Source organism: Micromonospora sp. NPDC023869, from assembly GCF_055559695.1.
Map to the genome: position 1 here is coordinate 16293 of NZ_JBVHKD010000022.1, position 11913 is coordinate 28205.

An 11913-nucleotide genomic window follows, 5' to 3' on the forward strand; every position below is an offset into this window, starting at 1 on the left:
TCGGACATTGAGGAGTATCCGGGTCGGGTCGGTCGGTCGGCGTGCTCACTTGCCGGAGCCGGCGAGCGCACCGGAGACGAGTTGGCGCTGGAACACCAGATAGATGACGAGCACCGGGAGCAGGGCCACGATCAGGCCGGCGCTGACCAGCGGCACCGACACGTCGTACTGGCCGCTGAGCAGGGAGACGCCGACCATCAGCGTCTTGGAGTCCGAGCCGCCCATGATGACCAGTGGCAGCAGCAGGTCGTTCCACATCCAGACGAAGTTGAAGATGGCCAGCGCCGCCAGTGCGGGGGTGGCGATCGGGGCGAGCAGCCGGAACAGGATGGTGAAGTGTCCGGCCCCGTCGACCCGGGCCGCCTCGATCAGCTCGTCGGGCACCTGCTGGAAGTAGCCGGCGAGCTGGTAGGTGCCCAGCGGCAGACCGAAGGCCGCGTACGCCAGGATCAGGCCCTGGTACTCCCCGGACATGCCCAGGTCCAGCACGGTCTGGTAGAGCGGGTAGATGATCGCCTGGCTGGGGATGGTCAGGGTGATGATGATGAACAGGAAGACCAGTTTGCCGCCCCGGAAACGCAGCTTGGTCACCGTGTACGCAATCAGCATCGCGGCCAGCACCGACAACACCAGGCCACCGACCGTGGTGATGATGGAGTTGAGCAGCAGTCGGGGCATGTTCATCCGCTTGAACGCCTCGACGTAGTTCTCGAAGGTGATCCCGGCGGGCAACCCGAGCGGGTCCTGGGCGAACCCGGTCTGCGTCTTGAGCGAGCTGACCACGGTGAACAGCAGCGGGTAGAGCGCCGCCACCGCGACCACCACCAACGCAAAGACCAACAGGTAGCGCCCGATCTGGGCGGAGTGTCGCCGGTTCATCGCGGCTTCCGGGTCCCCTCTTTGAACATGTGCCGCACGCTGAAAATCGACAACACGGCGACGAAGACGAACAGGGCGATGCCGATGGCCGAGCCGTACCCCCGGTCGAGGAACTGGAAGGTGGTGAGGAAGACCAGGTACTCGGGGAGCATGGTGGCGTTGCCGGGTCCGCCCTGGGTCAACGCGTAGATCAGCGGGAACAGCCAGATCAGCACGCCGGAGGCGCAGAGCACGCTCCAGTACGCCACGGTGGGACGCAGCATCGGCACCACGACCGAGAAGAGTCGCCGCCAGAAGTTGGCCCCGTCGAGGTACGCGGCCTCCAGCACCTCCTCGGGGATGGTGGCGAGGCCGGCCAGGTAGGTCATCACGCCGAGGCCGAAGAAGCTCCACAGCGCCACCGCGACGAGCGAGAAGAGCGCGCTGTTCTGCCCGTTGAGCCATTCGATGGCCAGCGGTTCCAGCCCGACGGCGCGCAGCAGGGCGTTGATCGGTCCGTCCGGGCTGAGGATCTGCCGGAACATGATGCCGACCACGATGGGCGCGATGGTGTACGGGACGAAGTAGACGGCCCGGAAGAACTTCCAGCCCGGTGCCCGTTGGTGGATCAGCACCGCCAGCACCAGCGGCAGCACGATCCAGACCGGCAGGGTGGCCACCACCAGCAGGGCGTTGCGGAAGCTGGCCAGCACCACCGGGTCGTCGAACATCCGGGTGTAGTTGTCCCAGCCGGCGAACGAGCTGTCGCCGAACCCGCTGGAGGATTCGAAGCTGGTGATGACGCCCCGGATCAGCGGCACCAGTTTGAAGGTGACCGCCAGGGCCATCCCCGGCAGCACCAGCAGGGCGCCGAGCCACCATTCCCGGGCGTGCCGAGGTCGCCGGTTGCGGCGTACCGGCGGGGGTGGGTTCGTCGCGACGGCCGAATCGGCGGCCGACGCGGTGGAGATGCTCATCGGGCTGTCCTCCCCGGAGGCTGGCGGGTGGGGTGGCGCCCGGCCACCCCACCCGGTGCGACTAGTTGCCCTGCTTCTTCGTCGGGCTGCGCTCCAGCGCCTGCTGCATCTGGTCGGCCCACTTGTCGACGGTGAGCTGACCGAGGGTGATCTGCTGCCAGCCTCGGGCCAGTGCGTCGGCCTCCGGGCCGGAGAGCATGACACCGGCGTGCAGGGTCGGCTCGGCCACGAACTCCTGGATCTTCTTGAAGGCCGGCGACGAGGGCAGCAACGCGGGGTCGACGTTCTTGTTCAGCGGCTGACCCTTGGCGTGCTTCACCCACAGCTCGCCGTTCTCCTTGCCGGCCAGCCAGGTGATGAACTCCAGGCCGGCTTCCTTCTTCTCGCTCCACTGGGTCACGCCGTAGACGGCGCCCTCGATGCCGGAGAACTTCTCGGCCAGCGGCGCGGACGGGTTGATCACCGGCCACCGGGTGACGCCGAGCTTGTCGTCGCCGAGGGCCTTGCCGAACGCCTCCCAGTTCACCGCGTCGGAGATGATGGTGCCGGCGAAGGCGGCGTCACCGCGCTGGAAGATGTCCGCGCCGTCGGGCAGCATCGTGATCGACGGGGCGTTCTTGTTCGTCCAGCCCTTGGTGGTGATCTCGGCGAGCTTCTCCAGGACCTGGACGAGCTTCGGGTCCTTCCAGGACAGCGTGCCGGTGAGCAGGCCGCGGATGTCGTCCTCGGTGAGGTAGTTGCGGGCGATCTCCGGGAAGTCCCAGTACGCCGGGAAGGTGCCGGACAGGCCCAGGGCCAGGCAGGTCTTGCCGGAGTTCTTGATCGCCTCGCAGGCGGCGCCGAACTCGTCCCAGGTGGCCGGCGGGTTCTCCGGGTCCAGCCCGGCGCCGCGCAGCACGTCCTTGTTGAAGTACAGGACGTTGCCCTGGTAGGAGAAGGGCACGCCGAAGCAGGCCTTGCTGGTGTCGAAGCCCTCGCAGGCGCCGCTGTAGGTGACCAGGTCCTTGTTGATCTCGGCGGCCCGGTCGCCCAGCGGCACGTACGCGCCCCGCCGGTCGAACAGCTCCAGCCCGGCGTTGTTGGCCATCACGTCCGGCCCGGACTGCGAGGTGATGTACGGCCCCTGCACCTCCGGGTACTTGTCGAACGGGACCGACTGCAGGTCCAGCTTGATGTTCTGGTGGCTGGCCTCGAAGGTCGTCTTCACCTGCTGCCAGTACTCGGAGCCGCCCGGCTCCCAGGTGAGCACCTTGAGCGTGACCGGGCCGTCGGCGGCGTCGCCACCGCCCCCGCATCCGGCCAGCATCGCGGCGGTGGCCACACCGGCGGCGAGGACGCCGGTCAATCTACGACGAAACATCGGCGCAAGCTCCTGTCAGGAGAGGGGTTCGGGGGAGGAGATCCGACGGGGTTCGCCACCGGCGGCGGCGCTGTCGGCCATGGCCGTGGCGACCTGCACCACGTGCAGTCCGTCGGCGAGCGGGACGACCGCCGACGACTCGGTGCCGGTCACCTGACCGACGAAGTGGCGCAGTTCGGCGGCGAGCGCGCCGCCGCCGTCGGCCGGCGAGAGCAGCCAGTCCGGCGCCTCGGTCTGCTCGGCCTGGACGAGCAGCGTGGGGTGGCCGAGGTCGACGTGGGCGACCCCGTCGGTGCCGTACACCTCGACCAGGTCCGAGGTGTGGTTGGGCGTGGTGTCAGGCAGGAGGTAGCTGTTGCGGATCGACGACACGACGTCGTTGGCGTGCCGAAGCTCCGCCCACACCAGGACCGGCGAGGCCGGTCCCGGTCGGGTCCGGGCGGTCGCGCGGACCTCGACCACCGGCGACTGGGCGTACCAGATGGCCAGGTCGACGTCGTGCACGGCGGTGAGCAGGGCCGGGTGCTCGTCGGGGAAGATCCGGCTGAGCGCGCGCGGCCGGTCCCGGCGGGAGGAGACGGCCAGCACCTGGCCGAGTCGGCCGGCGCGGACCGCGTCGTACAGCGCCCGGTGCGGGGCGCTGTGGCGCAGGATGTGTCCGGGCTGGCAGAGGACCCGGTGGGTACGGGCCGCCGCGACGATCGCGGCGGCGTCGGCGACCGTGGCCGCGAGCGGCTTCTCGACCAGGACCGGCACCCCGGCGGCGAGCAGCGCGACCGCGACCGCCCGGTGGGCGGGTCCGGGCACGCAGACCGAGGCGGCCTGTGGGGCGCCGGCGGTGAGCAGGTCCTCGACGGTGCCGAAGGTGCGGGCGACGCCGTGCGCGACGGCGGCCCGGTCGCGCACGGCGGGGTCCGGGTCGACCAGCGCGGTCACGGGTACGCCGAGCGACCGGTACGCGGCGACGTGCCGCAGCCCGAACGCTCCCGCGCCGACGACGGCGACCTCCGGCGCGGCGGTCATGCCGCGCCTCCACCACACGGTGTGTCCTGGACGGGCGTCGGGGCAACGCACCTGACGACGCGGTTCATGCCGTCACCGCCGCCACGGTCGCGTCCGGCCCGGCGGGCGCCAGTACGCTCGCCGCAGCGCTGCCGTTCGGGCCTGCGGTGAGTCGGCCGTCCAGCACCGCTCGGGTGAGCCGTTCGAAGGCGGTCACGCCGACGTCGAGGCACCGCTCGTCGACGTCGAACGAGCCGGAGTGCAGGGGCGCGCCCCCGCGCTCGCCGGTGACGCCGAGTTTGACGTACAGGCTGGGGCCGAGCGCGCCGAGCAGCGCGAAGTCGTCGGTGGTCAGCGGCGGCACCGCGATCTCCGTCACCTGCATCAGGCCGGGCAGCTCGGTGTGGGCGAGCGCGACGAGTTCGGCCGCGTTGCGCACCGGCGGCATCTCGTTGGCCCAGGTGAAGCGGACGCCGAGGTCGAGCGCGGCGGCCTGCTGGCGGGCGACCCGCTCGATGACCGTCTTGAGCCGGTCGCGGACGCCCTCGTCGAGGGTGCGCAGGGTGCCGGTGGCCTCCGCGTACCCGGCGACCTGGCTCTGGCTGGCACCGCCGGAGATGGTGCCGATGTTGAAGGCCACCAGTTCGTCGGCGTTGCGCGACCGGGCCACGGCGGCGTGCAGCATGTTCACCATGCCGCTGAGCCCGAGGATGGCGTCGCGGCCCAACGCCGGGGTGGCGGCGTGCGCGGCCCGGCCGAGGACCTCGACGCGGAACGCGTCCTTGGCCGCCATGGCGGTGGTGCGGTCCACGCCGAGGGTGCCGACCGGCAGGTCGGGCCAGCAGTGCAGTCCGAGTACGGCGTCGAAGCGCCGGCCGCGCAGCGCCTCGTCGACGAGGACGGCGGCGGCGCCGGAGGTCTCGCCGAACGGGATCTCCTCGGCCGGTTGGAACAGCACGGTCACCGAGCCCCGGGCCGGCGGATCGGCGGCGAGCCGGGCGGCGGCGCCGTAGGCGACGGTCATGTGCACGTCGTGTCCGCAGGCGTGACAGACCCCGGCCGCCGTGGACGCGTACGGCTCGGTCTTGGCGTCCTGCACGGGATAGGCATCCATATCGGCCCGAAGAAGGACCGACGGTCCCGGGAGGTGACCATCGAGTTCGAGTAGCAGCCCGGTGCCGGCGATACCGGTCCGCAACCGCCCGAACGGCTGAAGCTTCTCGGCCAACACCTCAGCCGTGCGGTGTTCAGTAAACCGCAGCTCGGGGTAACGATGGAGCTGACGCCTCAGCCGTACCAGCTCATCAACCCCGTCGTGTCCCCGCGCCACTCGGCCCACCCCTCGCTCACGACCTGCAATCCGGACCTAATTGAGACAAGAACTTAAGTCAGGGGGGTGGCCGCGTCAATAACCGGCCAGAATTTGGGTTATCGTCCGTGACCATGGACCGCGCTGACGCCCATCTGCACCTGTTCGCCGACGGCTACCCGGGCCGGTACGGACGCTCCCCGGCGGGCGGCCAGGAGATCGCCGTATATCAGGACATCCGCCGCGTGCACGGCATCCATCGGGCCCTCGTGGTCGGGTACGAGGGCGAGCCGCGCTTCGCCGGGAACAACGACTACCTGGCGGGACTGGCCGCCCGGCATCCCTGGATCGCGCCGGTCGCCTACGTTCCACCAGGTGGACCGGCGGACGGGCAGGTGGCCCGCTGGCGGGCGGCCGGGTTCGTCGGGGTGGCCGTGTATCTGACGGACGCCGAGGCGGCCGACCGTTTCACCGACTGGATGGCCGGCTCCGCCGCCGACCTCATCACGGCCGGAGCGGTGCTCAGCCTCAACGCGACCCCGACCGCCACCCGCCGACTCGGCACCGCGCTCGCCGCCCTCGACGGATGCCCGGTGCTGTTCAGCCACCTCGGGCTGCCCGGCAGCCGACCCGTGCCGCCGACCCCGCAACAGGCCGCCGAGGCCCTCGCACCGCTGCTCGACCTCGCCCGGCTGCCGCACGTCGGGGTGAAGGTCTCCGGCCTGTACGCGGTCAGCGAGCCGCCGCACGCCTGGCCGCACGCGGCGGCCCGGCCACACGTCGAGTTGCTCCTGGAGCGTTTCGGCAGCCGGCGACTGTACTGGGGCTCGGACTTCCCGCCCAGCCTGGACCACGTGTCGTTCGCGCAGACGCTGGAGCCGGTCGGGCTGGACGACCTCTCCCCCACCGAGCGGGCGGACGTCTTCGGCGCCAACCTGCGCCGCATCCTCGACCGGGCGGCCGCCACGGGAGACGACGTGTCAGCGGCCGAGCCGTCCTGAGGTCGCGCCGGGGCGCAGCAGCACACCAGCCGGTAGTTCTACCGGGTGTCGCACCGGCGAGCCGGGGGCGGCCCGCCGGTGCCGACGCTCAGATCACCGACGCGTACCACTGGGCGCCGGTGACGCGGATCCGCTGGGACTGCTTGCGGTTCCACTCCACCCGCAGGCCGTGCTCGCGCAGCACCGGGAAGACGAGGTCGTCCAGGAGGCGTTCCAGGTCGGCCTGGTAGCCAGCCTGCTGCTCGGCCTCGGAGAGGGCGGCGTAGGCGGCCTCGTCGAAGTCCACCGGCGGATAGGCGCCGTAGCCGAGCCAGACCTGGCCGTCCTCGCTGTCGACAAGCGACTCGGTGTCCTGCTGGTGATACCAGAGGTAGCCGTGCCAGTGCCGGGAGTCGTCCCGCTCGTCGTGGATCTCGCCCGCCGCGCAGGTGCCGCAGCAGCTGAAGTTCTCCCTGGCCAGCACTCCGCGCCGGTTGAGTTCGGCGAAGGCGCGGGTGAGGTTGCCGCTCACCTCGCCCCAGCCGCGTTGCTGCTCCCGCCGCGCCGCCATCGCCGTCTCGTACGCCGCGCGTAACTCCTCGTCGGTGGCGCCGTGACGCTGCCCGTCCTGGTCGAAGAAGTCCACGAACTCGTCGGCGTCGGTGTCACCGCGCACGATCCAGGCCCAGATCTCGGCCTCGATCTCGTCGCGCCCCGGCACCCCGATCCGCTCGGTCAGGAACCGTACGCCCGCCGGACGCTCGTTGTAGATCCATTCGGTCACGGCGAGGATCGTCACACGCCCCTCCGACAACCCGCGCCGGCTGCCGTGCTCAGGCGGGGACCGTCGCGGGGCCCATCTGGAAGTCCGGGTCGATCTGCGTGGTGAGGTCCACGCCGGTACGGTCGTTGGCCCAGGCCACCGCATTGCGCCGGTGGAACTCGTGGGCCCAGCGGGTGAACGTCGCCCGGTCCTGGACGGTGGCGTCGACGACCTCGGCAAGCCGGCCCAGCGCGGCCCGGTTCTCCGCCTCCACCTCGTCCAGCGGTCCGAGGACGCCACGTTCGGCCCGACGCACGTACGCCGAGCGTCCCACCCAGGTCAGCAGGTCGTCGCCGACGTGCTCGCGGAGGAAATCCACGTCGGCGGCGTCCTCGACCTTGTTGCCGATCACGGACAGGGCCACCCCGTAGTCCCGCGCATAGCCGGCGTACTGCTGGTAGACACCGACCCCGCGTACGGTCGGCTCACAGACCAGCACGGTGCGGTCGAAGCGGGTGAACAGCCCCGAGGCGAACGAGTCGGCACCGGCGGTCATGTCCACCACCACGTACTCACCGGGGCCGTCGAGCATGTGGTTGAGCAGCAGTTCCACCGCACCGACCTTGGAGTGGTAGCAGGCCACCCCCAGGTCCTCGGCGGTGAACTCGCCGGTCACCGCCAGCCGCACCGCGCCGACGGGCGTCACGCAGGTCGCGTAGATCGGGTTCTCCTCGTCCACCCGGAGCAGACGCGACCCTCGGCCCGGCGGGGTGGTCTTCACCATCTCGGCGGCGGAGCCGATGCGGGGGTTGTCGCCCCGCAGGTACTCCTTGATCGCCGCCAGGTGGGCGCCGAGCGGCACCGGCGTGGCGGCGTGCTCCGGCCCGCCGAGGGCGACCGCGAGGTGCTGGTTGATGTCGGCGTCAATCGCCAGCACCGGCCGGCCGGTGGCGGCGAGGTGGCGGGCGTAGAGCGCGGTGAGCGTCGTCTTCCCACTGCCACCCTTGCCGACGAACGCTACCTTCACCGCGACCACCCCTTGATGCCAACGGAAACCGTTTCCATGAGCGCGATCGTAACGGGTGGTGCGTCACTCACCGCGGACAACCCGCTGATTGCGTCAGAAACAGGTCAGCGAATGGCCGGCTCGGTCACGGCGCGCTACCGCCGACAGCTCACGCCGCCTCCGGCTCGGTCTGCGCGGCGGGCAGGTCGAGGACGTCCACGGCGAGCCGGTGGATGGTGTCGAGCGTGGCGTCCCGGCCACCGGCGGCCTCCACCATGAACAGCAGATGCCGCACGCCCGGCAGGGCTGTCGCCCGGGCCACCATCTCCCGGCAGCGACGGGGCGAGCCGACCGGGTGGATGCCGATCAGATGGTCCACATAGCGCTCCGGGTCACGACGCCCGCCCGCCGCACCGTCCAGGCGGACGTACTCCCGGGTGCCGGCCAGCAGCGCGGGGAGACCGGCGCGGACCGCCCGCGCCCCCGCGTCGTCGGTCGCCGCCACCTGGGCGAGATGGGCGCTGGCGTGGTGGATGCCGGCGGGATCGTGCCCGTGCGCGGTGGCCACCCGCGCGTGGCGGGCCACCAGTTCCGCCTTCTCAGCCAGGTCGGCGTGCAGGCCGAGCAGGAGCGGAAGGCCGTACCGGGCGGCGAGGTCGACCGTGCCCGGGGTGGTCGCGGCCACCCAGAGCGGCACCCGGCTACGAGGTCGCGGCACCACCGGCACCGGCCGGAACGGGAAGCGCGCGTTGCCGGCCACGGTCGGCTCCCCGGAGAGCCACCGCAGCAGCAGCTCCACCGAGTCGCCGAAGCCGTGCCGGAACCGGTCCAGACCGGTGCCGAAGACCTCCAGGTCGACCCAGGGACCACCCCGGCCCACCCCCAGCCGGAACCGGCCGCCGGAGAGCTCGTGCAGCAGCACCGCCTCCTCCCCGAGCGCCACCGGATGCCGGTTGGACAGCACGCAGGCGGCGGTGCCGACCGCGATGCGCCGGGTGGCGCCGAGCAGATGCGCGGCGAAGGCGACCGCAGAGGGACAGACGCCGTAGGGGATGAAGTGGTGCTCGGCCATCCACACTCCGTCGAAGCCGGCGGCCTCCGCCGCGCGGCCGTACCGATGGGCGTCGGTGAGCGCCTCGGCATGGGTGTCACCGGGCCGCTGCCCGGCGAGCAGGAACAGGTGCGCGTGTACGGCCCGTTCCGCTCGCCGGGTGCGGAGCAACTCAGCAGTCACGCAGTTCGGGCGACTGGTTGAGCAACTGGCCCCGGGTGGAGACGAACCGGCGGTAGGTGTCCGAGTCGACCGCCGACGGCCGGAAGGCCGCGACCCGGTGGCAGTTCTGGAAGGCCAGCTTGACGCCGAAGTGACGCTCCAGGCTGGACCGGATGGCGTCGCTGGCCAGTGCCCGCAGCAACTGCCCCCGCTCCGCCTCGCTGGGCGGCGGGAGCACGTTGTCGGCGAACTCCTCGCCGGAGGTGGCCAGGTCCGCCGCCACCCGGCTGACGGTCTGCCAGGCGTACGGCAACGACTCCCGTACGCAGGCCACGAACTCCTCGTCGCCGACGGGACCGGACTCGGCGGCCCGCAACAGGTCGGGCGGCACGGTGAGAGACATGCTCCTCCTCAGTTAACGATCACGGTTTTCGCTTTCGTTAGTGTGAGCACACCATGTCGGTGACCGCCCGTCAATGCCCGAACACGGAAAGCCACCATGGAGTCCGGCGGGCCACCTCGGTCAGCCCCCGGAGAGGATCCGCGCTACCGGGCCGCGCAGTCGGCGCAGACACCCACGATCTCGAGCGTGTGGTTGAGGTCGGTGAACCCGTGCTGGGCCGCGACACCTTCGGCCCACTCCTCCACCGCCGGGCCGACGACCTCCACTGTGCGGCCGCATTCGCGACAGACGAGGTGATGGTGGTGGGTCCGGCTGCACCGGCGGTACAACTGCTCACCGGAGGGCAGGCGCACCGTGTCGACCTCGCCCGCGTCCACCAACGCCTGGAGGGTGCGGTAGACGGTGGTCAGGCCGACCGACGCCTTCTGGTCCCGCAACTGGGCGTGCAAGCCCTGGGCGCTGCGGAACTCGGTCAACTCGTCGAGCAGCCCGACGACCTCGGCCCGTTGCCTGGTGTTGCGGGCAGCGCCCGGAATCGATTTGATCGCCATCGCCACTCCCCTTCGTCCGGGCCTCGGGCCGGCGTGGCACCCTCGCGGCCCACCCGCGGCCGGGCCGGCGACGCGAGGCACATCGGCTCGCCGCCGGGCCATTATGATAGCCACCGTTGCGCCGACCTCCGGCCACTGCGCGTCGCAGCGGTGTCCGCCACCGAGGCGGGCGTGTGCGCAGGAGGCGAGCAGACGGTGGGCACCGACATCGACGGCGGCGTCGAGGTCCGGCCGGGAGGCGCGGGTTCGCCATGGTCGTTGGCCGATGTGCTCACCGACGACCTACCTCGTGACTACGACGCCTTCGGCCTGCTGTTCGGGGTACGCAACTACGCCGGCTTCACGCCGGTAGCACCCGGCCGCGGTCTGCCGGAGGACGCCAGCCCGGAGTTGCGTCGACTCCGCACCGTCGAGCCGGTCCACGACTGCACCCGGGTGACGTGGGCAGAGGTGGCCCGGATCGACTGGACGGCGAGTGCGCCCCGGGTGGACGACCGGATTCACGAGTACCGGCCGACGAGCGCCGGAGAGGTCCTGGTCGGCAAGGCGAGCCATCACGGGCGCGCCTGGCACGCGGTGGCCGGCGAACACGCCGACCCGCGCGGCAGCAGCTACCCCGAGGGCACCCAGTGGCGCACCTCCGACCGGATCTGGCGGGTGGAACGCCTGCGCACCGGCGACGTGCTGCGCCGCAACCCGCAGCTGCGCGCGCTGCTGGCCGGCATGCGGGGGCTCGCCGAGCGACACGGCGACGACCACGTACGACTCGTCGTCTGGTTCGACAGCTGACACGGCGGGTCGGCTCTCCGAGATCGTGATGACGGGAACTCCGGAGGCTCATACCGCCGACCCGCACGGCGCGCCCGTCCACCCCTGATCGTCGGCACGACAGCTCCGGCGCGGTTTTCGGGTCGGGAACGTTACGACTTGACGAACGGCATGTTATCGCTCACAGTCGATGCCTAAGGACGGCGCCTGCGGCTTACCGGGCGAGCCCGCTACGCCGGATCTGGGATCGGGCGCGCCCAGGGATAGCGGCGATCATGTTAGCGCTGCCATACCGCGATCGCGTTCGACCCGTGCGTCACGGTGCGCCCGACTCCGGGCGGACCGTTCATCTGTTGGTCATTGAAGGAGGATCATGTCTGCCTTCGGTAGATCTCCATCGATCGCACCGCCGTCGCGGCGGCGTCGGTGGTTGCCGCGGGTCATCGCTGCCGGCGTGGCAGCGGTGATGGTCAGTGGTGCCGCTGCTGCGGTGCTGGCGACGCCCGCCGCTGCGGCCACGGTCGACACCAACGCCTGGTACGTGTTGGTGAACCGCAACAGCGGCAAGGCGCTGGACGTGTACAACCTGGCCACGAGCGACGGTGCGCGGATCACCCAGTGGACCCGGAACAACGGCAATCAGCAGCAGTGGCAGTTCGTCGACTCCGGCGGTGGCTACTACCGGTTGAAGTCCCGGCACTCGGGCAAGGTGCTGGACGTCTA

Annotated in this window: 13 protein-coding genes; 3 read left to right on the forward strand and 10 right to left on the reverse strand. The window is 71.1% G+C overall.

All coding sequences use genetic code 11. The features are described 5' to 3' along the window. Window positions 1-45 precede the first annotated feature (45 nt). The 5 genes from ACZ31C_RS32110 to ACZ31C_RS32130 all read right to left on the reverse strand — a co-directional run bounded on the left by ACZ31C_RS32110 (window position 46) and on the right by ACZ31C_RS32130 (window position 5536). Window positions 46-879, reverse strand: a complete 834-nt coding sequence (locus ACZ31C_RS32110; protein ID WP_350699892.1) for a carbohydrate ABC transporter permease — start codon at window positions 877-879, stop codon at window positions 46-48. Further along, complete coding sequence (locus ACZ31C_RS32115; RefSeq protein ID WP_465798490.1) at window positions 876-1835, reverse strand: carbohydrate ABC transporter permease; 960 nt, start codon at window positions 1833-1835, stop codon at window positions 876-878. The genes ACZ31C_RS32110 and ACZ31C_RS32115 overlap by 4 nt, the downstream gene beginning before the upstream one ends. 61 nt (window positions 1836-1896) lie before the next feature. After that, complete coding sequence (locus ACZ31C_RS32120) at window positions 1897-3195, reverse strand: ABC transporter substrate-binding protein (RefSeq protein WP_465798491.1); 1299 nt, start codon at window positions 3193-3195, stop codon at window positions 1897-1899. A gap of 15 nt (window positions 3196-3210) precedes the next feature. Further along, window positions 3211-4218, reverse strand: a complete 1008-nt coding sequence (locus ACZ31C_RS32125; RefSeq protein WP_465798492.1) for a Gfo/Idh/MocA family protein — start codon at window positions 4216-4218, stop codon at window positions 3211-3213. 64 nt (window positions 4219-4282) lie between these two features. Continuing rightward, window positions 4283-5536, reverse strand: a complete 1254-nt coding sequence (locus tag ACZ31C_RS32130) for a M20 metallopeptidase family protein (RefSeq protein ID WP_465798493.1) — start codon at window positions 5534-5536, stop codon at window positions 4283-4285. A 104-nt stretch (window positions 5537-5640) separates the two neighbouring features. Between ACZ31C_RS32130 and ACZ31C_RS32135 the strand changes: the two genes are divergently transcribed. After that, the gene (locus ACZ31C_RS32135; RefSeq protein ID WP_465798494.1) at window positions 5641-6507 is read left to right on the forward strand and encodes an amidohydrolase family protein; all 867 of its coding nucleotides are present in this window, start codon (window positions 5641-5643) and stop codon (window positions 6505-6507) included. An 88-nt stretch (window positions 6508-6595) separates the two neighbouring features. Here ACZ31C_RS32135 and ACZ31C_RS32140 read toward each other — a convergent pair whose 3' ends face one another. The 5 genes from ACZ31C_RS32140 to ACZ31C_RS32160 all read right to left on the reverse strand — a co-directional run bounded on the left by ACZ31C_RS32140 (window position 6596) and on the right by ACZ31C_RS32160 (window position 10422). Next, window positions 6596-7270, reverse strand: coding sequence for a DUF6891 domain-containing protein (locus ACZ31C_RS32140; RefSeq protein WP_465798495.1), 675 nt, complete (start codon window positions 7268-7270; stop codon window positions 6596-6598). A gap of 49 nt (window positions 7271-7319) precedes the next feature. Further along, complete coding sequence (locus tag ACZ31C_RS32145) at window positions 7320-8276, reverse strand: ATP-binding protein (RefSeq protein ID WP_465798496.1); 957 nt, start codon at window positions 8274-8276, stop codon at window positions 7320-7322. A 148-nt stretch (window positions 8277-8424) separates the two neighbouring features. Then, window positions 8425-9489, reverse strand: a complete 1065-nt coding sequence (locus ACZ31C_RS32150; RefSeq protein WP_465798497.1) for an LLM class flavin-dependent oxidoreductase — start codon at window positions 9487-9489, stop codon at window positions 8425-8427. Next, the gene (locus ACZ31C_RS32155; RefSeq protein WP_350699877.1) at window positions 9479-9871 is read right to left on the reverse strand and encodes an SCO5389 family protein; all 393 of its coding nucleotides are present in this window, start codon (window positions 9869-9871) and stop codon (window positions 9479-9481) included. Before ACZ31C_RS32155 ends, ACZ31C_RS32150 begins: the two co-directional genes overlap by 11 nt. A gap of 143 nt (window positions 9872-10014) precedes the next feature. After that, a complete protein-coding gene (locus tag ACZ31C_RS32160; protein ID WP_350699876.1) occupies window positions 10015-10422 on the reverse strand; it encodes a Fur family transcriptional regulator in 408 nt (135 codons plus the stop codon). Between the two features lie 195 nt (window positions 10423-10617). Between ACZ31C_RS32160 and ACZ31C_RS32165 the strand changes: the two genes are divergently transcribed. Both ACZ31C_RS32165 and ACZ31C_RS32170 read left to right on the forward strand, forming a co-directional pair. Next, window positions 10618-11211, forward strand: coding sequence for a hypothetical protein (locus ACZ31C_RS32165; protein ID WP_465798498.1), 594 nt, complete (start codon window positions 10618-10620; stop codon window positions 11209-11211). A 352-nt stretch (window positions 11212-11563) separates the two neighbouring features. Then, on the forward strand, window positions 11564-11913 hold a 350-nt coding region (locus tag ACZ31C_RS32170), incomplete at its 3' end, for an RICIN domain-containing protein (RefSeq protein WP_465798499.1).